25 protein-coding genes and 2 pseudogenes are annotated in these 22,767 nt (G+C 45.8%); 12 read left to right on the top strand and 15 right to left on the bottom strand.

All coding sequences use genetic code 11. The features are described from left to right. Nucleotides 1–2,818, bottom strand: a 2,818-nt coding sequence (locus QUA36_RS24385) for a DUF4347 domain-containing protein (RefSeq protein ID WP_333459365.1), incomplete at its 3' end; no start/stop codon positions are given. A 95-nt stretch (nucleotides 2,819–2,913) separates the two neighbouring features. Here QUA36_RS24385 and QUA36_RS24380 point away from each other — a divergent pair. Continuing rightward, nucleotides 2,914–3,990 carry a TIGR03032 family protein gene (locus QUA36_RS24380; protein ID WP_333459364.1) on the top strand — a complete coding sequence of 359 codons (1,077 nt, stop codon included), beginning with the start codon at nucleotides 2,914–2,916 and terminating at the stop codon, nucleotides 3,988–3,990. A 97-nt stretch (nucleotides 3,991–4,087) separates the two neighbouring features. On the opposite strand, the gene QUA36_RS24375 is transcribed toward QUA36_RS24380, so the two are convergent. Then, entirely contained in the window at nucleotides 4,088–4,726 is a 639-nt protein-coding gene (locus QUA36_RS24375) for a pentapeptide repeat-containing protein (RefSeq protein WP_333459363.1), read from the bottom strand. Nucleotides 4,727–4,783: 57 nt separating this feature from the next. Here QUA36_RS24375 and QUA36_RS24370 point away from each other — a divergent pair, with 57 nt between their 5' ends. Next, nucleotides 4,784–5,329, top strand: coding sequence for a dual specificity protein phosphatase family protein (locus QUA36_RS24370; RefSeq protein WP_333454426.1), 546 nt, complete (start codon nucleotides 4,784–4,786; stop codon nucleotides 5,327–5,329). A 63-nt stretch (nucleotides 5,330–5,392) separates the two neighbouring features. Continuing rightward, nucleotides 5,393–5,527, top strand: a pseudogene (locus QUA36_RS24365) (glycosyltransferase family 2 protein); the annotation flags it as partial. Nucleotides 5,528–5,615: 88 nt separating this feature from the next. Here the strand turns inward: QUA36_RS24365 and QUA36_RS24360 are convergent. From QUA36_RS24360 to QUA36_RS24325, 8 genes are all read right to left on the bottom strand, one after another. Then, a complete protein-coding gene (locus QUA36_RS24360) occupies nucleotides 5,616–5,774 on the bottom strand; it encodes a hypothetical protein (protein WP_333459362.1) in 159 nt (52 codons plus the stop codon). A gap of 492 nt (nucleotides 5,775–6,266) precedes the next feature. Next, the gene (locus QUA36_RS24355; RefSeq protein ID WP_333165873.1) at nucleotides 6,267–8,519 is read right to left on the bottom strand and encodes a transglycosylase domain-containing protein; all 2,253 of its coding nucleotides are present in this window, start codon (nucleotides 8,517–8,519) and stop codon (nucleotides 6,267–6,269) included. A gap of 334 nt (nucleotides 8,520–8,853) precedes the next feature. Continuing rightward, nucleotides 8,854–8,976 (bottom strand): photosystem II reaction center protein J, encoded by a 123-nt coding sequence (locus tag QUA36_RS24350; RefSeq protein ID WP_006635506.1) that lies wholly within the window; start codon nucleotides 8,974–8,976, stop codon nucleotides 8,854–8,856. Nucleotides 8,977–9,045: 69 nt separating this feature from the next. Next, a complete protein-coding gene (locus tag QUA36_RS24345; RefSeq protein ID WP_015176850.1) occupies nucleotides 9,046–9,168 on the bottom strand; it encodes a photosystem II reaction center protein L in 123 nt (40 codons plus the stop codon). A gap of 9 nt (nucleotides 9,169–9,177) precedes the next feature. Beyond that, nucleotides 9,178–9,315, bottom strand: a complete 138-nt coding sequence (psbF, locus tag QUA36_RS24340) for a cytochrome b559 subunit beta (RefSeq protein WP_006635504.1) — start codon at nucleotides 9,313–9,315, stop codon at nucleotides 9,178–9,180. Nucleotides 9,316–9,335: 20 nt separating this feature from the next. Next, entirely contained in the window at nucleotides 9,336–9,587 is a 252-nt protein-coding gene (gene psbE / locus QUA36_RS24335; protein ID WP_333139432.1) for a cytochrome b559 subunit alpha, read from the bottom strand. A 56-nt stretch (nucleotides 9,588–9,643) separates the two neighbouring features. Further along, nucleotides 9,644–10,657, bottom strand: coding sequence for a photosynthesis system II assembly factor Ycf48 (locus QUA36_RS24330; RefSeq protein ID WP_333070732.1), 1,014 nt, complete (start codon nucleotides 10,655–10,657; stop codon nucleotides 9,644–9,646). Then, nucleotides 10,644–10,979: a rubredoxin gene (locus QUA36_RS24325; protein ID WP_333454424.1), complete on the bottom strand. Its 336-nt coding sequence runs from the start codon at nucleotides 10,977–10,979 to the stop codon at nucleotides 10,644–10,646. Before QUA36_RS24325 ends, QUA36_RS24330 begins: the two co-directional genes overlap by 14 nt. A gap of 366 nt (nucleotides 10,980–11,345) precedes the next feature. Between QUA36_RS24325 and ndhC the strand changes: the two genes are divergently transcribed. The 6 genes from ndhC (at nucleotide 11,346) to QUA36_RS24295 (ending at nucleotide 15,910) form a co-directional block, all read left to right on the top strand. After that, a complete protein-coding gene (gene ndhC, locus QUA36_RS24320; protein WP_006635500.1) occupies nucleotides 11,346–11,708 on the top strand; it encodes a photosynthetic/respiratory NAD(P)H-quinone oxidoreductase subunit C in 363 nt (120 codons plus the stop codon). After that, nucleotides 11,699–12,421, top strand: coding sequence for a photosynthetic/respiratory NAD(P)H-quinone oxidoreductase subunit K (ndhK, locus tag QUA36_RS24315; protein ID WP_333454423.1), 723 nt, complete (start codon nucleotides 11,699–11,701; stop codon nucleotides 12,419–12,421). Before ndhC ends, ndhK begins: the two co-directional genes overlap by 10 nt. Further along, nucleotides 12,414–12,917: an NAD(P)H-quinone oxidoreductase subunit J gene (locus QUA36_RS24310; protein ID WP_333165880.1), complete on the top strand. Its 504-nt coding sequence runs from the start codon at nucleotides 12,414–12,416 to the stop codon at nucleotides 12,915–12,917. Before ndhK ends, QUA36_RS24310 begins: the two co-directional genes overlap by 8 nt. 226 nt (nucleotides 12,918–13,143) lie before the next feature. Then, on the top strand, nucleotides 13,144–13,773 hold the full coding sequence (locus QUA36_RS24305; RefSeq protein WP_333459361.1) for a DUF4760 domain-containing protein: 630 nt from the start codon (nucleotides 13,144–13,146) through the stop codon (nucleotides 13,771–13,773). A gap of 1,564 nt (nucleotides 13,774–15,337) precedes the next feature. After that, entirely contained in the window at nucleotides 15,338–15,670 is a 333-nt protein-coding gene (locus tag QUA36_RS24300; protein WP_333459360.1) for a DUF6883 domain-containing protein, read from the top strand. 18 nt (nucleotides 15,671–15,688) lie between these two features. Next, entirely contained in the window at nucleotides 15,689–15,910 is a 222-nt protein-coding gene (locus tag QUA36_RS24295) for a DUF4926 domain-containing protein (RefSeq protein WP_333459359.1), read from the top strand. A 470-nt stretch (nucleotides 15,911–16,380) separates the two neighbouring features. On the opposite strand, the gene QUA36_RS24290 is transcribed toward QUA36_RS24295, so the two are convergent. The 4 genes and pseudogenes from QUA36_RS24290 to folD all read right to left on the bottom strand — a co-directional run bounded on the left by QUA36_RS24290 (nucleotide 16,381) and on the right by folD (nucleotide 19,429). Beyond that, the gene (locus QUA36_RS24290) at nucleotides 16,381–17,169 is read right to left on the bottom strand and encodes a calcium-binding protein (RefSeq protein WP_333165891.1); all 789 of its coding nucleotides are present in this window, start codon (nucleotides 17,167–17,169) and stop codon (nucleotides 16,381–16,383) included. 73 nt (nucleotides 17,170–17,242) lie between these two features. Continuing rightward, nucleotides 17,243–17,386 (bottom strand): annotated as a pseudogene (locus QUA36_RS24285) (bifunctional 5,10-methylene-tetrahydrofolate dehydrogenase/5,10-methylene-tetrahydrofolate cyclohydrolase); the annotation flags it as partial. 324 nt (nucleotides 17,387–17,710) lie between these two features. After that, nucleotides 17,711–18,235, bottom strand: coding sequence for a hypothetical protein (locus QUA36_RS24280; RefSeq protein ID WP_333459358.1), 525 nt, complete (start codon nucleotides 18,233–18,235; stop codon nucleotides 17,711–17,713). A 315-nt stretch (nucleotides 18,236–18,550) separates the two neighbouring features. Beyond that, complete coding sequence (gene folD, locus QUA36_RS24275) at nucleotides 18,551–19,429, bottom strand: bifunctional methylenetetrahydrofolate dehydrogenase/methenyltetrahydrofolate cyclohydrolase FolD (RefSeq protein ID WP_333459357.1); 879 nt, start codon at nucleotides 19,427–19,429, stop codon at nucleotides 18,551–18,553. Between the two features lie 144 nt (nucleotides 19,430–19,573). On the opposite strand from folD, the gene QUA36_RS24270 reads away from it, so the two are divergent. Further along, entirely contained in the window at nucleotides 19,574–20,005 is a 432-nt protein-coding gene (locus QUA36_RS24270; protein WP_333165902.1) for a DNA-binding protein, read from the top strand. A 146-nt stretch (nucleotides 20,006–20,151) separates the two neighbouring features. After that, nucleotides 20,152–20,574, top strand: coding sequence for an NUDIX hydrolase (locus tag QUA36_RS24265; protein ID WP_333165904.1), 423 nt, complete (start codon nucleotides 20,152–20,154; stop codon nucleotides 20,572–20,574). A gap of 100 nt (nucleotides 20,575–20,674) precedes the next feature. Here QUA36_RS24265 and QUA36_RS24260 read toward each other — a convergent pair whose 3' ends face one another. Next, the gene (locus QUA36_RS24260) at nucleotides 20,675–21,223 is read right to left on the bottom strand and encodes a LeuD/DmdB family oxidoreductase small subunit (RefSeq protein WP_333042404.1); all 549 of its coding nucleotides are present in this window, start codon (nucleotides 21,221–21,223) and stop codon (nucleotides 20,675–20,677) included. Between the two features lie 178 nt (nucleotides 21,224–21,401). Here QUA36_RS24260 and QUA36_RS24255 point away from each other — a divergent pair, with 178 nt between their 5' ends. Then, nucleotides 21,402–22,277 (top strand): hypothetical protein, encoded by an 876-nt coding sequence (locus QUA36_RS24255; RefSeq protein ID WP_333459356.1) that lies wholly within the window; start codon nucleotides 21,402–21,404, stop codon nucleotides 22,275–22,277. Nucleotides 22,278–22,767 lie beyond the last annotated feature (490 nt).

Genomic DNA, 22,767 nt, shown 5'->3' with positions numbered 1-22,767 from the left:
CACCTGCTGCGAGAGTTGTCGGTAAATTTCCGACAATGCTAAATCCGGTTGGTAGGGTAGGATTGCTGAGGTTTAAAACTGCTGTACCGAGATTTTGGACGGTAAAGGTTTTGTTGAGAGTGCCGCCAATTAATGCACTACCAAAGTCGATCGTACTTGCAGTACCATCAGCTATATCCGTAGTTCCGTCTAATACTTGGATTTCCGGTACAGCAGTTGCTGTGACTGTGGCTGAAATCGGGAAATCAAAGGGATTTTCATCCGTATCATCATTGACAAATTGCAGCGTACCTGTTTTACTTCCTGCTACTGTCGTATCGACTTGAAGAAGCAGGTTAGCACTGGCACCTGCTGCGAGAGTTGTCGGTAAATTTCCGACAATGCTAAATCCGGTTGGTAGGGTAGGATTGCTGAGGTTTAAAGCTGCTGTACCGAGATTTTTTACGGTAAAGGTTTTGTTGAGAGTGCCGCCAATTAATGCACTACCAAAATCAATTGGACTTGCAGTACCATCAACTATGTCTATTGTTCCGTCTAAAACTTGAATTTCTGGTAATGGTGTTACATCATTATCAGTAATTGCAACGTTACCTGTTGTCGTAGTTCCGAGTGTGATACCGCTAGAAGGAGTCGAGATTGTGAAAGTACCTGTTTCACTTCCTTCTACCAGTGCATCATCATTAACATTAACGGTAAAGGAACCTGTGGTTTGACCGGAAGGAATGGTAATGCTAGTCGGAATAGTACCAGTAAAGTCGGCAGCAGTGGCAGTTCCAGACAGAGCCACATTTACTGTTTGAGCACCTACAACGGCGCTTGATGCTGTGGCAGTGACGGTGATAACTGGACTTCCGGTTTCTGTACTTGTGACTGGGGAAACTGAGAGGTTGACTGTGGGGGGCAAGTCGTTGTCGGTAATTGTTAGTGTCCCCGTCGTCTTGGCGACAACTGGATCTAGAAAGTAGTTAAAGCCAGTATCGGCAGTAACGTTAACTTTGATTGTTTCCCCTGGGTTGAAAATAGCATCATCGATGGGGACAGCATTGAGGACGGCGGTAGTTGCACCAGCGGCAATGGTGAAAGTATTAGCAGTAACTGCCGTGATATTCGTACCCGCAGTTAAGGAGTAGTGACCAGGAGTAGCAGCGGTACTGCCAGTGGTGTTGAAGTTGACGACTAAACCGCCTGCGGGGGCGGCAGTATCGAGAGTGATATTAAATGTGCCAGTGGTGGGGCCGGTTTCGGTGGGAGTAGTACCTGCGGCGATGCTGACTTTGGGGGTGTTGTTCAGCAGGATGGAGGCTTCTGTGTTGATGCGATAGTTCGCCACAGCTAAGTCTGGTTTGCTATCGCCGTTGAAGTCGCCGATGCTGACGGACCGGGGGTTAATCCCAGTAGTGAAGTCAACTTTGGTGGCGAAGGTGGGGGTGGTGGCTCCTGTGGCGGTGGTGTTCAGCAGGATGGAGGTGTTGCTGCTACTGTTCGCTACGCCATAGTTCGCTACAGCTAAGTCAAGTTTGCCGTCGCCGTTGAAGTCGCCGATGCTGACTGAGCTGGGGCGAGTGCCAGTAGTGAAGTCAACTTTGGTGGCGAAGGTGGGGGTGGTGGCTCCTGTGGCGGTGGTGTTCAGCAGGATGGAGGCGGTATTGCTGGTTTCGTTCGCCACAGCTAAGTCTGGTTTGCCGTCGCCGTTGAAGTCGCCGATGCTGACTGAAAAGGGCCTAGTCCCAGTGGGGAAGTCAACTTTGGTGGCGAAGGTGGGGGTGGTGGCTCCTGTGGCGGTGGTGTTCAGCAGGATGGAGGTGGTGTTGCCGTACCGGTTCGCCACAGCTAAGTCTGGTTTGCTGTCACCGTTGAAGTCGCCGATGCTGACTGATACGAGTTGACCAGTGGGGAAGTCAACTTTGGTGGCGAAGGTGGGGGTGGTGGCTCCTGTGGCGGTGGTGTTCAGGAAGATGGAGGCGTTAAAGTTCGCCACAGCTAAGTCTGGTTTGCTGTCGCCGTTGAAGTCGCCGATGCTGACTGAATAGGGGAAATTCGCACTAGGGAAGTCAACTTTGGTGGCGAAGGTGGGGGTGGTGGCTCCTGTGGCGGTGGTGTTCAGCAGGATGGAGGTGGTGAAGCTGTTAAAGTTCACCACAGCTAAGTCTGGTTTGCTGTCGCCGTTGAAGTCGCCGATGCTGACTGAAAAGGGGCTAGTCCCAGTGGTGAAGTCAACTTTGGGGGCGAAACCCAGGATGCCACTGTAGGTTTTGAGGGCGGTTTCTGTGAATGGGAGTTTGGGTGGTGTGGGGGATGGGGGGATGAGTTGTTGAATTTCCCAGTTGCCTCCTAGTGCTGAGTTGCCTGTGGGGTGGGCGTTGGCGGCGATTTTTACTCCAGTGAGTTGGTGGAGGCGAGTCAGGAATTGGTTGGCTTCTTGGTGTTCGTCTCGAAGTCCGCCGAGGGTGTGGCGACTCTCGGGGGTGTGGTCCTTCGCCACATTTACCTCTTGTGTATTTGTCGAGGCGACGTTACACCCGTAAATAATGATGGATGCGTTTTCTGTGAGGCTTGATCGCCACTGTTGTAGCTGCTGAGTATATTGGGGGAGAGTTTCAATATTTAATGCTGTATTCCCTAACTGAAGATGACCGGGTGCACCGTGTGAAATAATGTTGATGGCTGAGTATTGCTTACCTTTGAGGACTGCGGTGATTTGTGCCACAGCGTCGCGGTTGGGGTCAAGGATGGCGGTGTCGATGCCTGTGAGGATGCCGTCGATCAGGGTTTGGCTGTCTGGGATGTCCGAAGAGATGAAGGCGATATGTCTAGTCATTATTTCTAGTATTAACTTTACGGCAGTTGAATTGATAATAACTATATCATGGGGAATATTATATGATCCGGATTACAACTTGATATATAAAATATATGAGTTCTGATTCAACCGATAACGCATCAGTTTTGAACACTATCCACGAACACGATATTTTTGGCGATCGCGAGTTTCCAGCTTGGCTAACTCAACAACAAATCAGCCTTGCTTGCACTACCTATCAAACCAGCCGCTTAATGTTAATCGGTGCTGCGCCAGAGACTAACAAAATTTCAGCATTTTGGCGCATATTCGATCGCGCAATGGGGCTTTACTGCACGCCTTCACGCATTTACCTCAGTTCCAAATATCAACTCTGGCAATTAGACAATGTGCTAGCGGAGGGAGGGCAACATCAAGGTTACGATCGCTTATACATACCGCGCATCGCCTACACCACAGGCGATATCGACATCCATGATGTAGCTGTAGATAGCAGTGGACAAGTAATTTTTATCAGCACATTACTCAATTGTATAGCTACATTGAGCGATAGCCACAGTTGTAAACCTTTATGGAAACCACCCTTTATCTCACAATATATAAATGAAGACCGCTGTCACCTCAACGGTTTAGCAATGGTAGCTGGGGAAGCGAAATATGTCACAGCGTCGAGTCAGTCGGATGTGGTGGATGGCTGGCGCGATCGCAGACAAAACGGCGGTATAGTTATTGATGTTCAATCTAATGATATTATCGTCACAGGCTTGTCAATGCCACACTCACCGCGCTGGTATCAAGATAAATTGTGGCTGCTGAATTCAGGGAGAGGCGAATTAGGATATGTGGATTTAGAAACAGGGAAATTTGAGGCGATTGCGTTTTGTCCGGGATATGTCCGAGGGCTGGCATTTTGGCAAAATTGGGCAATTGTTGGACTCTCGAAACCTCGGGGAGGTGACAACACTTTTAGCGGTTTAGAATTGGATGAGCTGTTGGTAGCCAAGGATGCTGAGGCTCGCTGCGGTATGATGGTGATAGATTTGACTACTGGGGCGATCGTTCACTGGTTGCGGTTTGAAGGAATTGTCACGGAACTCTATGATGTGCAGGTGATTCCAACAGTCCAAAAGCCTATGGCTGTAGGTTTTCAGACTGAAGAAATTGCTCAGTTAATTACTTTGGAACTTTAACCGCAGATGGTGGCGGATGTATGCGGATTAACGCAGATAAATTTTTACAGGATTTACCCACGGGGTGTGAGAGAAAGTATTTAAGCGGGATTTGGTATTACTCAAAAATCGCCCCATTTAACGAAGTTTTTCTTAAGTCTACTCTAGCTAAATTTACACCTCTTAAATCAGTACCTGTTAAACAAGTATTGCTTAAATCTGCATAACTCAAATCAGCACCTCTGAGATTAGCATCCGATAAATTGGCTCCAGATAAATTCGCCCTCACAAGTTGCGATCCACTCAAATTGCTGCCACTCAAAATTGCCGATTGCATCTGCGCTGCCATTAAGTTTGCTTTGCTTAAATTAGTGCTGCTGAGGTTAGCCAAATTCAATTTAGCATAACTCAAATCAATGTTTTCCAAGCAAAGTTGGCTCAATTGCGCGCATCGCAAGTTAGCATTAATAAAAAACCTGTCTCCAATCGCATAACGGCGCAGCAATTCGTCAACTTCCAGCCGAATTAAAACCGGTTCGCAAGTATTTTGGTAGCACCACGATGTCTCCAGCAAACGGGCGGCTGCTTCAATTGCTACCTTGTCGCATTTAGGGAGTACCAAACTATTGCACCCATCCCACTCACCCTTGAGCATGAATGCCATGTCAGAAGCTGCTACAATTGAGTCGCATAGCAAAACGGTTTCTGACTTGGGTTGCAGCCAGTTCATTAAAGCGATCGAACTCTTGTTTTTCACTGTTGATTCAGGGTTTGTGCGTCTTTCTTAATTATAGGTAAAAATATTGACAACAGTATGCACAAATTCGCTGCGGCTTCAGAGAATGAATTAATTGTGTTTGGTGCAGCCAGACCAGGATACCGCGATGCAGAAGTTGCTCGCTGGATTGAATTTATGCAGGGGCATAATATCAAGCAAGTTTGCTGCTTGCTGGCTCAGACCCAGCTCATCTGCTACACTGATTTACTGGGAACATATCGGAAAATATTTGGGTGCGATCGAGTTTGCTGGGCACCGATTGCAGACTTTGAATTGGTCGATCGCGATATTTTAATCGATCGCATATTGCCGTTCTTGGAATCTGCAAATAGCAAAGGCGAACGGGTGGTAGTTCACTGTTCTGGGGGGATTGGACGTACAGGACAGGTTTTGGCTGCTTGGTTGGTCAGCGGGCGGGGATTGTCTAACAAACAGGCGATCGCAGCAGTAAAAAAAACTGGCAGAAATCCCTATGAAGCAGCAATCGCAGCTTGTTTGAAAGGTCGAAACCCCTGGCTAGTCGTTGAAAAACTTAATGCTATCTTAGATGATTGTCGCCTTGCTGCGAGAAATGATATATAGCACTATAGAAACTATATATATGTGCCAATTGTCTAAGTTTTAAAAGATTTAAAAGACTCGGCTTCCTACGATCGAACTCAGGTATCCAATAAATGGTTGTTTTGGCTGTCACCGTTAGCCGATCCGCTGGCGTTTTTGCGAATTCTAATTTCTGCTTTAAATCAGCCTACTCAGTGGCGCGGCAGGAAGTATGAATAATCGTTAAATTTTTGCTACAGCTTTTAAAATTGGTAGAAGTGCGAGATTCCTTTTGAATCGAACGGGCGATCGTACTTTTTTTGATTTCCTAAATCAACCGAAAATTCGCCGATGTAATCGCATTGGCACTCACTCCAATCATCACGCCTAACTCCTCTCCTGTCAAGACATTTTTGATAAGATTTCCCTGAGTATTTTGAGTGCTTGCTAACTGAGCAAAGCTTAAACCTTCGCTTAATCTAATCACATTTTGACCGCTTGTAAAATCAGCAATCCGGTCAAATCCTTGACCAGCTTTTAAGACAAAGATACAGCATATTCGATATATTCCATGTAGATATACTTCATAAACCTGGAATACGCTGTATCTTTCCTAAAAATACAGCGGTTGTAAATTTTGCAGGAGATTTACATTTCTGGATTGCTTATACTTTCCTGGCGTTTATTGTACTGCACACGATCGACCAACGAAAATATGTGCGATCGTTTTGGAGACGAACAACCCAAGCCCTGAAAAAATCCTCGCTAAGTTAACCTTAATCAGCCTGGGAATCAATAACGTATTGATGTCATTGATCGCGGGGATTGTTAGCTGGCGCGCCCTCTTAGAAAAGCAATCGCAGCATCTGTTTTTCATGGGTTCTGCCTTGAGGATTCGGAGATTGAGTTGACAAGCTGTACCGCATTTAAATTGTATATTTCAATGCCGTATCAAAATTCTTCCAATCCCCGCACCTACTCAACGCGCCACCTGCCGCATATATTCCCCCCACAACTGAGCGGCATTTGAACTACCTCCCCCAGTCGGAGAATTATCATCATTTCCCAACCAAACTCCTGTCACCAGTTGCTGACTCGGAATATAACCGACAAACCACAAATCTCTATTATCATTAGTTGTGCCTGTTTTTCCAGCTTCTCCCAACCCCAAAGCCGCACTACTGCCCGTACCTCCCCGCACCACACCTTGCAGCATATCAGTCATCGTATCGGCTACTGCTTCAGAAACTAACTGCCGATTGGCAACACCATCTTTTTGATACTCATAAATTACCCGGCAACTGTTAAAATCATTTCGATCTTTACAATCGCTGCTGTCAATAATTCGCTTAATTACGTGGGGGCGATTTCCCAATCCCCGATTGGCCAAAACCCCGAAAGCTCCCGTTAATTGCAACACATTAACTTCACTTTCACCTAATACTAAACCAGGGTTAGAACGCAGTTCAGAAGTAATTCCCAAACGTCTAGCCATTCCCACTACATTGTCTAAACCGACATCTTGTGCAATTCTCAAAGCAACTGCATTTTCCGACTGTGCTAAACCCCGATACATATCAGCAGTACCGCTGGTTCTTTCGCAGCCGCTGTAACTTTGTCCGCCCCAAGAAAGGGGGGCGCAAGAATAAGTTTTATCGGGTGAGATTCCCTGTTCCAGGGCGGCTGCATAGGTAAAAATCTTAAATGTAGAGCCGGGCTGTCTCAAAGCTTGGGTAGCCCGATTAAACTGACTTTTCAAGTAATCTACGCCTCCAACTAAAGCTAAGACTTCCCCGGTTGTACTATTGAGAGTTACCACGGCTCCTTGAGAAAAACCTGCACTGGCTCCCGCATTTTCAACAGCATTTCGGAGGGAACTTTCCGCCAACTTTTGCAAGCCAGGGTTTAAACCTGTTTCTACAATAAAATTGCCTTCTCTGGCTAACTGCTCCCCTAGCAAAAACTCCAATTCGTCAAAGACATAACTGTAGAAATAAGGAGCGATCGTACTTTGCAGATATTGACGAGCTTTGGGATTGATATCAATTCGCGATCGTCTCGCGCGATCGGCTTCTTCCTGAGAAATCGTCCCCAGTGCCCGCATCCGTTCGATCACTCGATCGCGGTACTGTACCGCCAACTGATAATTTTGAATCGGATTAAAACTGTTTGGCGCAGGCAAAATGCCGGCCAAAGTTGCCGCCTCTGACAAAGTTAAATCCTTCGCAGACTTCCCAAAATAAAACCGAGCCGCATCCTCAAAACCGTAAAGGTCAATCCCCAAAAATACGCGATTCAAATAAGTCAGCAACAGCTCATCTTTGCTGTAATAATTCTCCAGTTTCAACGCAACTACCGCTTCCCGTAACTTGCGTCCTGCCGAATCTTGAGTTCCCACATAATCTCGAAACAAACTCCTCGCTAACTGCTGCGTCACAGTGCTGCCGCCTTCGCGAATTCCTCCCCCGCGAACATTAGTCAAAAGCGCGCGCAAAACCCCGATCGGATCTACCCCCAAATGCCAATTGTAGCGACTGTCTTCCGAAGCAAGTACCGCCTTGGATAAATAAGGCGAAAAATCCTGCAATTGCTTTAATTCTAAGTGAGCGTTATTCTGAGGAGGACGCAGCGGAGTTTGCCCATCGCGGGCGTAAACAATCACGGGGCCATTGATACTTCTTGGCAGAGGCCGCACTTGAAACTTTGTCGATTCCATGCCTACCAACACGGCAATCAAAGCGGTGATTCCGCTGACGCCGTAAAAGCTGTAACGCAGAAGTTGCAAATACCAAGGCGGCGGATATACGTACTGAATTCTGACAGCGGCGGCTAGTTCCGGCGGCCCTAAAGTGAACACGTCTCCGTGACGCAGGGACATACTTTTAACTCGCCTTTTGCCGCTGTAAATGCCGTTGGTGGAGTCTTCATCTTTGATGACAAAAGGAGTCCGCCGCCGAGTATCGCGCGACAGGGATAAGTGCACGTGACTGACAACGGGATTGCGAACTACAATATCTGAAGATTTCGACGATCGACCTAACAAATATCGATCGCCCAACAGCGGATAAACCTCAGCTTTAGCTGCACCGGCATCCTGTACCCACAATTCGGGTACTTTGGCATTAGGTTTCAGCGCTAGCTGGTTAAAATTAACCTTAGCAATAGTCTGGACTGCTTGGGTAATCGCACCCAAGACGGTTTGAGGTTTGCGGGGCGGCGGCGGTGGGGTCATATTTCGCTGTGCACTACGATCGAGCGATCGGCTCTTGCACCATTCTACTCGCAACTTTTGGCTAATTTCACGATCGGCCCACACTCGATCGGCGATCGTCGGCTAGTGGCGATCGATTTTGGGGTTATTGGTGAACCCGCAAGGCCAGCAGTTGATTGAGCAAATCTCCATCCAACCACCAAAAATCCCCCTCTCGCCAGATGATTAAATTATCATAAATTTGCCAAAACATCCACACTTTCGATCTAATTTATCCCTGCTTTACCAACAATTCGCATATTAAAACCCCCCTTTTTCAAGGGGGGTTAAAAGCCGAAAATCAGCTTGATTCTCCTTACATCGAAGAACCCAAACCGGCATAAGCACCGTAGAAGAAAAGACTCACAATGCTGAGAACACCGAGGCCTGCAACAGTAGCTACCAGCCACAAAGGAATTCTGCCACTTTCACTAAACATAGCCATCACCTCACTAATTTACAGCTAAACAAATTCGATGGAACTATCGAAAGCCAACTCAGACACCAGTTAATTAAAGAAATAACTGGAAAACAAAATACCCAAAACAAAAATCAGCAACAAACCCAAATACAAAGAAGTCCGGTTTAACTCAACAGGCTGCTCGTTGGGATTAGGAACGCGCTCAGGCATTGTAAACTCCTATCGTTGAATAAATTGCATTGCTGCGATCGCGCCCAAAAAGAAAATTGTTGGGACGCCTAAAGTATGAACTGCCAACCACCGCACCGTAAAAATCGGATACGAAATTGGCTCATTATTTGGGGTTCTGCTCGTCATTTTTCCAAATCCTTGTTAAATTACTTGGCGTTAATGAACTGATCTACTTGTTTCTTAGCTTCAAAGCGATCCGAGATAATCGGCACTTCTTCGCGCTGCTGTGTGAAATACTGGTTAGGGCGAGGAGTTCCGAAAGCATCGTAAGCCAAACCCGTTTGCACAAACAGCCATCCAGCAATAAACAAAGCCGGAATGGTGATGCTGTGAATTACCCAATAACGGATACTTGTAATAATGTCACCAAACGGACGTTCTCCAGTTGTACCAGCCATTTAGAATCCTCCTTTCAACAACAAATTGACAGACAATCTCTATTACTATTCTACTATCAAGCAGCTTGCGCTGAACCTTGATATTTAAGTAGAGTACCGCTCGCGCCGATCACAAATCCGCGATCGGGGCCCATAAAGACAATCCTGTAAAAATTAGCGGGAACATCTTCTACTTCGCGGTCTTTTAGCCATGTTTTCCCGCCGTCCAAACTGCACAGCAAATTGCCGCCACCGCCGGCTACCCAAACTTCATTATCAGTCCGGTAAGCCATGTCCAGCAAACCCCAACTCGCCTTGCGATCTGGAAAAAACGGTTTTCCCCAACCTTCAGGATTGGACGGGTCGCTAAACTGAATCTGACCACCACGGGCGAGCATCCACAAACGCCCGTCCTTGGTAAAGCCCATATTTTGCAGGCGCCGAGAACTATTGCGGTTGTGAGGTTCCCAAGCTTCTTGTCCGGGTTTCCACACCGAGTAGAAATTTCCCTTCGAGGAAACCGCAACATACTGCCCGTCTTCAGAACGGTTGATATTGCGAACTACCCCAAAAGAATCCTGCACGACAGCTTTCCAATTTTTGCCCCCGTCCGAAGTCCGGTAAATCGCCCCCACATCGGTCGTCATTTCGGCGGAATTCGGGCCCAAAGCCGCGATCGTACTCGGAGAACCTGGCAACTGACTGCTCAAAGCAATCCGCGTCCAAGACTTACCTTCATCGTTCGTGTGGAGCAAAACAGAAGGCTGGCCGACAATCCAGCCTTCGGAACCCGAAAAACTCACCGACGCAAAACGCGACCTCGGATCGTCGATATCCAGTGCTATAGACTTCCAGCTAGTACCGCCGTCCAGCGTTTCCAGCAGAGTAGCCTCAGAACCCACAACCCAGCCGTGCTGAGGATTGCCCGTAAAGGCAATATCCTGCAAATTAGCTTCTGTCGGCAAGGAAATCACTTGCCAGGGGTTGTAACTCACAGAACCGATGGTGCTGCAACTCGTACAGATGAGCGCAGCGGCCAATAACATTACAATTCGTTGCCAAAATCTCACAATCGTTTTACTGCAAACCATACATACTAAGTAACAACAAGAAACCAACGACCAAGCCGCCAAAAATCAGCAAACTTTTCTGACCTTCGGTCATGCCGTTGACACCGACACCGTAGCGCTGATTTGCCTTAAATCCCGATACCCCTTCCATCTGACCGAGATTTTGAAACACCGATTTGCGCGCCCCGCAAACGGGACAGACCCAAGTTTGGGGCAAATCTTCAAAAGCCGTGCCCGGGGCAATGTCAATTTTAGGATTTCCCTTTTTCGGCTCATAGACGTAGCCGCAGGCGCGGCACTCGTGCCGATCAAGGGTTCTGGTCTCAGTGGCTCGATCGCTCATAAATCCAAAATTATGGGTCAGCTAATCGTGAAGTACCTCAACTAAACTTCGTTCGAGTTGGGGCTTCCAACTAAAACTCATATTAGGACGGTCTTATTCGTCTTCAAGGTTTCCCGTCTCAACCGCCGATGCCACGTTAGGTACACCACTTGGGTGTTCGACACTTAAGTCGAGGATGGTCTTACTTAGCGTCCACAGGCAGCCGCCCGTCTTCCACAGGCAGTTACAATATTAAAATATACATTAAAAATTATTGCAGAAGATGGACGATCAATCTCAACCAACTCGTAATTTTAGCTACCCAAAATCTATATAATGTAACAGACAAGTTACAGAACCCTTTCACCTAGGCAGTAATTATTCACCGTGTTTGCACTCAGCGGCTACGAGTATTTCTTAGGCTTCCTGTTAATTTCCAGCCTAGTTCCTATCCTCGCCCTCACGGCGTCTAAGGTACTGCGCCCCAAAAGTCGTCCCTACGACCGACGCACTACCTACGAATCCGGCGTCGAGCCGATCGGCGGAGCCTGGATTCAGTTCAACATCAGATATTATATGTTCGCCTTGGTCTTCGTCATCTTCGACGTAGAGACCGTCTTCCTCTATCCTTGGGCGGTTGCTTTCAACCAGCTAGGACTCTTGGCTTTCATCGAAGCCTTGTTTTTTATCACGATCCTCGTTATTGCTCTTGTCTATGCATGGCGCAAAGGAGCCTTGGAATGGTCTTAAGTTCTGACAAATCACAAAAAGCGCTGATCAACCCTGTAGAGCGCCCCGAAGTTACATCGCAACTCTCAGAGAACGTCATCTTGACAACAGTGGATGATCTCTACAATTGGGCGAGACTTTCGAGCCTGTGGCCGCTGCTTTTCGGCACAGCCTGCTGCTTCATCGAATTTGCAGCTTTGATCGGATCGCGCTTTGACTTCGACAGATTCGGCTTAGTACCGCGATCGAGCCCCCGGCAAGCCGACTTGATCATCACCGCCGGCACAATTACCATGAAGTACGCCCCCATCTTGGTGCGGCTGTACGAACAAATGCCGGAACCCAAATACGTAATCGCGATGGGCGCTTGCACCATCACAGGCGGAATGTTCAGCATGGACTCCACCACAGCAGTCAGAGGCGTTGACAAACTGATTCCTGTAGACGTGTACATCCCCGGCTGTCCCCCCCGCCCAGAAGCGATTATTGACGCAATTATCAAACTGCGGAAAAAAATCGCCAACGATTCCATGCAAGAACGGGCCAGATTGCTGCCAACCCACCGCTACTACACCAGACCCCACAAAATGAAAGTAGTAGCCGACATCTTGGACGGCAAATATTTGTCAGTTCCAGGCCGAATAGCGCCGCCGAAGGAATTGACAGAAGCAATGGGAATGCCAGTACCGCCGGCCCTGCTTGCAGGACAAAAACAGGAGGTAAACCGTGGCTGAGACAGAATCTGCAATTGTTGAAGCCGGGAAGGTTTCCCAGTGGTTGACTCAAAATGGCTTTGAACACGAAGCTTTAGCGGCCGATAATTTGGGCGTGGAGATATTAAAGGTCGATCGAGACTTCTTAATTCCAATGTCAACAGCACTGTATGCCTACGGGTTTAATTATATGCAGTGCCAGTGCGCCTACGACCAAGGGCCGGGACAAGATTTAGTCAGCGTCTACCACTTGGTTAAACTGACAGACAATGCTTCCAAGCCTGAAGAAGTCCGCGTCAAAGTATTCGTACCCCGCGAAGATCCCAGAGTGCCATCAGTCTACTGGATTTGGAAAGCAGCCGACTTTCAAGAGCGGGAATCCTACGATATGTACGGCATTGTCTACGAAGGACATCCGAATCTGAAACGGATTTTGATGAACGAAGATTGGGTAGGCTGGCCGCTGCGGAAGGATTACATTTCCCCTGATTTCTACGAATTGCAAGACGCTTATTAAGAGAGTTTTGAGTTTTTAGCTCAAAATACAGTTGGTCGTTTTGCACCCACTTCTTTGAGGAGTGGGTGCAATTTTTTTGCTCCTTTCTGGAAAACCCTCGATTGCACGGTATTTCTGAAAAGCACTCGCCCAAGGCAAAACTATTTTAAATTGATGCCGGAAAACCCTGAGTAGATTTGTAAAAATGATTAATATTTGAGATTCATTGAACACTAAGGAGTTAAAAATGCTAACCAAACCGACAACTCCACCCAGCAAAAGAGAACCCGACGGATTCCTCAAAATCAGTCTAAATCTCACAATGGGAATTGGAATTACTACCTTTATTGCAGCTTTAACTTTAATCGCTGTTCATTTTTATGAATCAAAATACCGAGACACTTTAAATTTTGCGGTAACCACATTAGCTACTGCCGCAGGAATATCTAGCGCCGTATATGCTTTGCGGGGAATCGAAATCAATTTAGAGGACAAAAAAATCGATCGAACCTTACGTTACATACAAATATGGAACGATCCTAGCTATTTTAGTGTTCGACAAATTGCAGCAAAAATTCATAAAGATCTCAAATCGCTAGCTAATGATGATAGCAAAAGTGATGAGTACATGAATCAGATATATGCAGATGCAGAGAAAAAGCAGGAAATAGTCAATATTCTTAATTTTTTAGAAGAAATGTCTATGTGTGTCCATTTCGGTCTCGTTGACGAAAAATGTTTGAAAGAGTTTTATCGATATATAGTTTGTACTTATTGCGATACCTTCACGCTCTTTGTTCACCGATCGCGAAGAGACAAACAGAGCCCCAGGCTTTACATCCACTTAACAGATCTATGTGAGCAATGGAGACATTAATTACCCGACTTTTTATTGTTTGTAAAAGGTTTTACCGAGCGGATTCAGGATCGAAATGAGTCAAATGAAGAAAACAATCTGGAAATATTTCCGGATTGTTTCTCGACAAAGGGAATAGTCAATTAAATGAAGTGTAAACTGAGCCATAAAAAGGTGCATCAGTCTCCTTGAAGGTCTTTACTACTCTGGAGACAAGGACGTAGTTGTGCTTTTTGTGTAATAAAAGGAGAAATGATGAAACGATTTACTTGTTACTCAATCGACTTACTTTTTGAAGGTGATACAGGCTTCTAAAACCTGTTTGCTTTTGTCTGTCATTAATGATTATTAGTGTAGCAGATGCGAGAGAAACTCACCTATCTTTAAAATCGCATCCAACCGTGACAATTGTCACGAAAGCTAACATTTTCATACTCGACAGAACCGCTAATTTTTGCAGAGAGTGAGGGGCAACTCACTTTCTGCACTTGACTGTTACCTAATTCCCTAGAACTCATCAACCTAATTTCCATCTAGAGAGTTAGGTTGATGAGTATCTCCATATTTATCCACCCTCACACATTCCAGTTTATAGATCTCCCTCAAAATATGAAGGCGATCCCATTTGTTGATTCTCAGCATTACTTAACAGTGTAATCGACAAGCCCGATGCCACTCGCTCGTTATGTTTTGTGTTAAAGTCATTCATTTTCTGCTTTCTCCAAAATGTAGATGGATCGGAAAACCTAGCTTGAGAACGGGGAAAAATGCTTCGAGCGCAGTACATTTTGTTTGGAAAATCATAGAAGCCTCTCAATAATCTGAGATTGAGCCATATCCTGAACCATTCCAAGTCAAATAAATCTGCAAAACACCAAACTTACATTGCAACACGCTAAAAATTATCGTTTGGCCCGAATTCAGCTAAGTTATGATGCGTCATCGAGTAGCTTAAACATGGAGAAATCCCGATCTAGTTTGCGACCCATCATAGACTTAACTCCGTTTTAAGGGTTTAGGCAATCCTACGCAATTAAAAAAATGATAGTCTAAAAGACCTCTCTATGTCAACTTTTTTTGTTAACGAGTTTTAGAGAAGTCTTTGGATTATACAAGACTGAGCCCATTGAGCTATCAGCCTATGATTTGTCGCATTTACCAATATAAAACAAATCGCAATAAACGTCAAGCTTGTCGATGATATACGGCATCAACTTTAACGAGCCTCATCTCCGCTCGTTAGTGATATAGATCGCTTGAAGATCAGATTGAAATCCTTTCCGGTATCCAGAATAAACCCTGTACCGATAATTAACATCAGTTATTTTACTGAAAAAAGCAAACTCGATATTTCAGAACCTAGTTAACTCTACTATTTAACTTCCAAGCACAGCCTGGGAACCCATGTTCAGAGGCTCTGCCTCGCTTGCTTGAGAAAACAGGAGGCTCTGCCTCCGGATCTACTCTCTTTCAGTCTCCTCGCGGGGAAAAGGTAGTATGTCGCGAAACTTTAATTTCCCGAAAGTCAGCCTGCATCACAAATTGCAAGATAAACTGAGGGCTGCTTATTCGTATCAGCTTTTCTATGCTCATTCCAAATGCAAAGAATGCAGTTGTTGATATTCGTAAACTTCGTGACTACTGCCTCAATCCAGAACACGACGATGGCAAACACAAAGCGCGACTTTTTTCGTCAATTCTTGGGATGACACCTGACAATGCTAAGGAATTGCGCCAAATTTTGCTTGAAGTCATTCAAACTCACGAAGCTCAGTTAGGTAGGCCGGATGGGTTCGGGCAACGCTACATCTTAGATTTCACGATAGAATGGCAAAATAGAAGTGCAACCCTTCCGAGTGGCTGGATTATTGAGCATGATTCGGAGATTCCGAGATTAACAACCTGCTATCCTTTGTAGTGCGTGGAGCTAATAAGAGTGGCAAAGAATACAATTAAATTACTAGATGTCGTTGCATTGACAGTTGACCTTCCTGAATACAACCTGTGGCGTGGACAAGTTGGGACTGTGGTTGAACTGTTGGCTGATGGTGCAGCGTTTGAGGTTGAATTTAGCGATCGCAACGGACGCACTTATGAATCTGTCGGGCTGCATCCAGAGCAAATAATGGTCTTGTACTTTGAGCCAGCATTCACCTGATAGCAAATCCGAAATGGTTACAGCATACGCAGCCCAATAACTTGCGGACGTTATAAAAAATTTGATTTCAGGTTGATAAGTGAATATCCACTCAATAACCGGGCGTAAATCCCTCAACAATGCACATCAAATGACGCAAAATTGTTCCTGAGTGGGTAGTCCGCCCCGAATTATTGAGCGGATACAAATTTCTCAACTTGGAATCATTCCCTCTCTCTCCCCTATTATTCGCGAAAAATCTTCTCTTTATCCCTTGGGCTTGTCTTGGCAACTAGATTAACTGCTACCCCTACTTATTGAGCCGATACTGATACAGCATATTCCATGTAGATGTAAATCGCGAGAAACTGGGTTTAGAGCAACAGAATTAGTAATGATGTGAGAACTGTAAAGAAACCGGGTTTTTGGGTGTACTTTATAAACCTGGAATACGCTGTAAGTTGGTCAGCTTACCACTGATTGTCCTTACTTTAGAAACGCTGAACGGAAAGAATCCTGTTTTGAAGTTCATTAGGGGTTACATTCTCTACAAAACCTAAAATCCCGTTAGAATTCTTGACTCTGATGAGAGTTCCTGAATAAACTCCGTTAATTCCGCCTCTGAGTTGAGTTCCTGAAGCAGATCCGCTAAATTCGTCGGCTACATCTTGTAGTATAGCTTGTGGCCCATCGAACCTATATGTTAATGCCACATTCTGTATCGGCTCCAACACTATATCATTGACCGTTAAGTCACTTGCTAATCCAATGCGATCAACATCAGGATCAAAACTTTCGATTATATCGCTAGAATTGATATCTGTAGTGGCAGAATCTATTTCCAGAACGCATAAATTATTGCCAAGCCCACACTCTAAGAAGTCTCTGCCCAAGCCGCCAACCAGAGTGTTATTCCCATCTGTGCCGGATAGCAAATCATTGCCTCTCCCCCCAAATAAAATATCATCGCCAGCATCTCCAAGAAGCCAATCAGCATCTAGACCACCACTGAGCGAGTTATTCCCCTCCTGTCCAAACAAGGCATCTTTTCCTTTTCCCCCAAATAAAGAATCGTTGCCTGCAAAACCTATGAGAATATCTTCCCCTTCATTTCCCAGGATTAACTCGCTAGCTCCTGAGCCATTTACTGTATCATCGCCATCGAGCGCCCAAGCTCCTAAAGGGAAGTTTGTTAGCTCTCCAAAAGAAAGTTGAATCAATTCTGAGGTGTTGTCGCCAATTAAGCGCACTATCCCTGATGGATCGGGTTTTAAAGCCATAGCTAAAATCTTTGTGTGTTGGTAGATTACTAACCCTACTTGAACCCATACTGGCTCACAAGTGGGTCATAATTCAATTAAAACCATATTCAATATAACTCAAAACGGTATTTTCCAAAAGCCTAGCAACAGTCACTGGCCCGATTACTCCCGGCACCGGCGTGATAAATTCGGCTACTTTTTTAACAGCATCAAACTCCACATCTGGAGCCAAACGGCTCGTACCGTCTGGATTGACAACGCCGAATTCGCGTTGTTGCTATCTTGAATTCCTCACGGTAAATCTTAGTGATTCGTGATGTCGATCGGAGCTTGAAATCGTTACTAAACCAACTTTCTTCCGTCGATGCGGACTCAAAGAGTAAATAATTTTACTTACAAGACTTACGCTGCATAGTCAATTTTTACGCGATTGGTAGTAGTTGGGTGCGTATTTCGCACCCAACTACTAGCGTTTCTCCGTAACTCCTGTAAATATCAGGAGTTAATTTGTGCCTAACAAAATGATAAGTTTTTCAGCTTACAACTGATTTTACTGAACTTAGAAACCCTGAACGGAAACAATGCTGCTTTGTAGTTCATTAGGGGTTACATCCTCTACAAAACCTAAAATCGCGTTAGAATTCCTGACTCTGATTAGAGTGCCTGAAGAAAGTCCGCTAATTCCACTGACTAAAGCTGGAGGAATTAATGGTTGTAAAGCTTGCGACACATCGAACCTAAATGTTAATGTCACATTCTCTATCGGCTCCAACACTATATCATTGACCGTTAACCCACTCGCTAATCCAATGCTATCAAAACCAGGAACAAAACCTGCGATCCCATCACTAGAATTGATATCTGTAGTGGCAGAATCTATTCCCAGAACGCATAAATTAATGCCAGACTCACAATTTAAGAAGTCTCTGCCCAAGCCGCCAACTAGAGTGTTATTCCCCTCTGCGCCGTCTAAAAAATCATTGCCTCTACCCCCAAATAAAATATCATCGCCTGCCTGTCCAAACATAAAATCAGCCTCTAGACCACCACTGAGGCAGTCATTTCCATCAGATCCATCCAGCAAATCTCTTCCTTTTCCCCCAAATACAGAATCGTTGCCTGCAAAACCTGTGAGAAAATCTTCCCCTTCATTTCCCAGGATTAACTCGCTAGCCCCTGAGCCATTTACTGTATCGTTGCCATCGAGCGCCCAAGCTCCTAAAGGGAAGTTTGTTAGAGATCTCCAGGAGTAAGTTGAATTCCTTCCGAGCTGTTGTCGCCAATTAAGCGCACTATCCCTGACGCATCCGGTTTTAAAGCCATAGCTAAAATCTCTGTGTGTTGGTAGATTACTAACCCTACTAATTGAGCCAATACTGGCTCACAAGTTTGCCCCAATTCAATGAGAACCGTATTCAATATAACTCGAAACGGTATTTTCCAAAAGCATAGCAACAGTCATCGGCCCGATTCCTCCCGGCACCGGCGTGATAAATCCGGCTACTGTTTTAACAGCATTAAAATCAGCATCTCCGGCCAAACGACTCGTACCGTCTGGATTGACGACGCGGTTAATACCGACATCAATTACTACTGATCCAGGTTTGACCATATTAGCTGTAATCATTTCTGTGCGGCCGACGGCGGCTATTAAAATATCGGCTTGATTGGTAATCGATTCTAGGTTTTGCGTTCGTGAATGAGCTACAGTAACAGTGCAGTCGGCTTCTAATAGCATCAGTGCCATCGGTTTACCCACCAAAATACTCCGTCCCAAAACAACGGCATTTTTTCCTTTCAAATCAATCTGGTATTCCTGCAATAACCGCATCACTCCGGCGGGAGTACAACTCCGCAAACCTTGCTCCCCGCGCACGAGACGGCCTAAATTTACAGGGTGAAGTCCGTCAGCATCTTTGTCGGGGGCAATTTGGTACAGCAGCGAAATTGCATCTAAGTGTTCTGGCAGCGGTAATTGAACTAAAATGCCATCTACTCGATCGTCCTCGTTGAGCGCACGAATTGCAAGTTCTAGTTCGGCTTGAGTAGCGTTTGCGGGGTAATGCTGGCCGAAGGAAGCTATGCCAACCTTAGCGCAGGCTCGCTCCTTATTGCGAACATAGGCTGCGCTAGCTGGGTTGTCCCCTACCATCAGCACCGCAAGTCCCGGAGGACGCCCCTTCTGGGGTTGTAGAGCACGGACTCGATCGCTCAGCTCGCTTTGAATCTTTGTCGCTAAAGCTTTGCCATCTAGTATTTGAGCAGTTTTGGCATCCATTGTAGACTCTGGGTTAGGGGCGGACGATTTTAGATTTTAGCTTAATCCCCGCCAAGGACTACACTAGAGAAATTTCTTACTTGCGATCGATTCTGGGGATTCTGTTAAAGTAAGTCGTATCTCAAATCTCAACTCAGTTGACCAATGACTACTGCAATTAAGCAAGTTTGGGTTCAAAGATTCTGCACCGGCTCTTTATCGCTAATCCTCGCCAGCGGTTTTTTCAGTTGTGGCAATTTACCTCTGTCTCAACTTAATCTTGGCTTTAATGTGGCTAGCATTGGCGACGTTCAACAAAAGCGGCAAGTGGATGCTGAAGTTTATCTCCGGGGAAAGGTAGAAAATCGCGCTCCGTTTGTAGGGAATGCGGCTTATCAACTTGAGGATGGTACTGGCAGTATTTGGATTTTAACCAAGCAAGATTTGCCCCAGCTTGGGGATGAAGTGTTGCTGAAGGGAGAAGTCCGCTACAAAAGTATTACTCTGAAGGAATTGGCGGGAAAGGATTTAGGTGAAATTTATGTTGAGGAAATGGAACAGTTAAAGCGCACTCCCAGTTCAGACAAGGGGAAATAGGCATTGGTTATTTGTTGTTTGTTATTTGATAATTGCTCTTTGTTCCCTCTTCCTTATTTAATATCTGAGGAATACTCCATAATTCATCCGTGTATTCGTGTTAAATAACTAATGACTAATGACTAATGACTAATGACTAATAACACATGACTAAAATTCACGTTGCGATCGCGATTTTGTACCAAGACGGCAAGTTTCTCTGTCAGTTGCGAGACGATATTCCTCATATCAGGTATCCCGGACATTGGGCTTTGTTTGGCGGACACTTGGAACCGGGAGAAACTGCGGAAGTGGCTGTATTACGGGAATTATCAGAGGAAATTTGCTATGCTCCTGCAAGTGTTTCTTTTTTCTGTTGCGATGTCGAAAAAGATGTGGTTCGCCACGTTTTTCACGGACAACTTAGTGCGGATGTCAAGGATTTAGTGTTGCTGGAGGGTTGGGATATGAAGTTGTTGACCCCGGAGCAGATTCGGGCCGGCAAATGCTATTCTGAGCAGTCAGGAGATGTGCGACCTTTTGGCATTGCTCACCAGCGTATTTTATTGAATTTTATTGACTCGATTTGAGAAAATTTCCACGCACCCTAGATGGGAGCGGTTTGAGCAAAGAGATATTCGTAAGGTGGACGGCAGAGCCGCGCACCCTACATTGCAGGGGGTTTAACAGTTAAGAGCGAGCCGCAATCATTCCCGTCTGGCGCGCGTAGTCAAACAATCCTCCGGCATCAATTACGGGGCCTACTTCTCCTAAAGGTTTGAGCGAGAAAGTTCGATCGAGAGTGTGGTTGACAATTACCTCTGCTGTAAAGTCGATCGTCACTTCTTGGCCGGTTACAAACAAGTCGCAGAGCCTCTCAACTGATTCTATCGGGTACAATTCGCCAGTAGCCGAGCAATTGCGAAAGAAAATGCGTGCGTAAGACAAAGCCACCACTGCTGTAACGCCAGCGGCTCCCAGAGCGATGGGAGCGTGTTCCCGCGAAGAACCGCAGCCAAAATTTTCGCCCGCTATTATAATCGGATACCGGGTTTTCTGTTCACCGGATTCGATAAACTTACCGTAGCGATCGGGCAACCCAATCATCGCATAACTGCCTAGTTTCTCGTACTCATCCGGCTTCGAGGGAACCAGGGTCAGGTATTCGGCCGGGATAATTTGATCTGTATCGATGTTGTCGTCTACAACAAAAATTTGACCGCTAATTACTTTACCCATAGTTTATTTCCTGTTAGCCTCGCTCGATGCTGTGGTGATAATTTTAAGTGGATCGGTATGCAAGATTTGCATCTGTTCATTTTAACCTGGCAGTGTCAGTGATAACCTGTATGAGTAAAAATTAGATCCGAGACTTTGGGTTAACAATTAACAGATTGCTAAGCGTCAAGATAGTTTTATGGCAAATCCAATAGATGACATTGCTCGACAAGCTCGCGAGGGCTCGGTTGCATCGATTATTCAAATCCTTAATGACGAACTGGCACTGATAGGGGTCAGGGCCCGAGCTGTGTTTGCGGACGGGGTGCTGCAACTGCTGTGCGAAGCTGCAACGCCCCAACTGCTCGAACAGTCGAGTTTGGTCGATCGAGTCCGAGAAATTTTGGAACGCATTTCCCCCCGCAATATTCGCCGAGTCAACATCAACAGCCGGCTTGTGCGAGAACACCAACTGCTGTGGCTGGAAGAAATTAGCCGCGATCCCGATAATCAACTGTTGTGGTCTCAAGAAATTAAACTCAGAAAGCCCAATTTGTTCAAGCGTTTAGCCACCGCCCATCACGAACGCCACGCTCAAGCAGGCAAGCGGGCTTTGCCGAGAATCGCTATACCTCGATCAATGCAGCAACCGCGGCAATTTCAGCGCGGTATCGTCGGCGGCATCAGCTTGACTGTGCTGTTGCTTGCAGCAGCGGCCGCCATCCACAAAGGACTTAATTCCCAAGTGCCAAACAGCACACAAGCAAGCACCCAAGCAGTTGCCACTGCCGCTTCCTCTGAGGCAAAATCTGCTTTGAAAATTTCTAAGGAGACTGTTAATTCTGCTGTTGACTCTTTTGCCCAAGCAGTGCGAGTAGCCGAACAAGCAGCCACCCAGGGCAAAACCGCTCAATCTCGCCAGGATTGGTTAGTCGTAGCTGCTAAGTGGCAGCAAGCTTCCGATTTGATGGCGGCCGTGCCTTCCAAACATCCCCGCTACACAACGGCTCAGAACCGGACGGCACTTTATCGCCAAAATAGCGATAAAGCCCAACAGGAAGCACAAAATAAGTAAGCAGGTAAGTCGGATAAATTTAACCTTAGAGTCCACCATGCTGCTCTAGGTATTGTGAAAAATGAGTTTTTGAGTCAAAACTCGGAAACTCTCAGCTATGTTATGAGTGATAATTTTGGGATTTTGAATTTTTGCGATCTGCGTCACTCGATCGGCGGATTTGTATCAAAATAAAAATTTGTTAGGATCACAAACTTAAATAGGAAATATCACACACTAAGAAGAGGGGTGTCACTAAGCGGTCTCTAGAAAAGCTTTATACTAAATAACCGTCAAAATTAGCGGGAATGGGATTGATTATCATCCGGTAAAGGATGGTAAAGTTCACTCCGTACAGATCCAAGGGTAAAAAACAGGAAAATAGAACTCGGTCTGATCTGGGTATATTTTTACATAACGAGCGACCCGCCGACCGGCTGCACAAACACAGAAAGCAGGCTCATAACGGTCAAGCCGACAGTTATTGAGAGGTTCTATATTTGTTGTTGCA

It is taken from the genome of Microcoleus sp. Pol10D4 (assembly GCF_036701555.1).
Lineage (GTDB): Bacteria > Cyanobacteriota > Cyanobacteriia > Cyanobacteriales > Microcoleaceae > Microcoleus.
The sequence above is the reverse complement of the archived record's forward strand: the minus strand, read 5'-3'. Positions and strand labels throughout refer to the sequence as shown.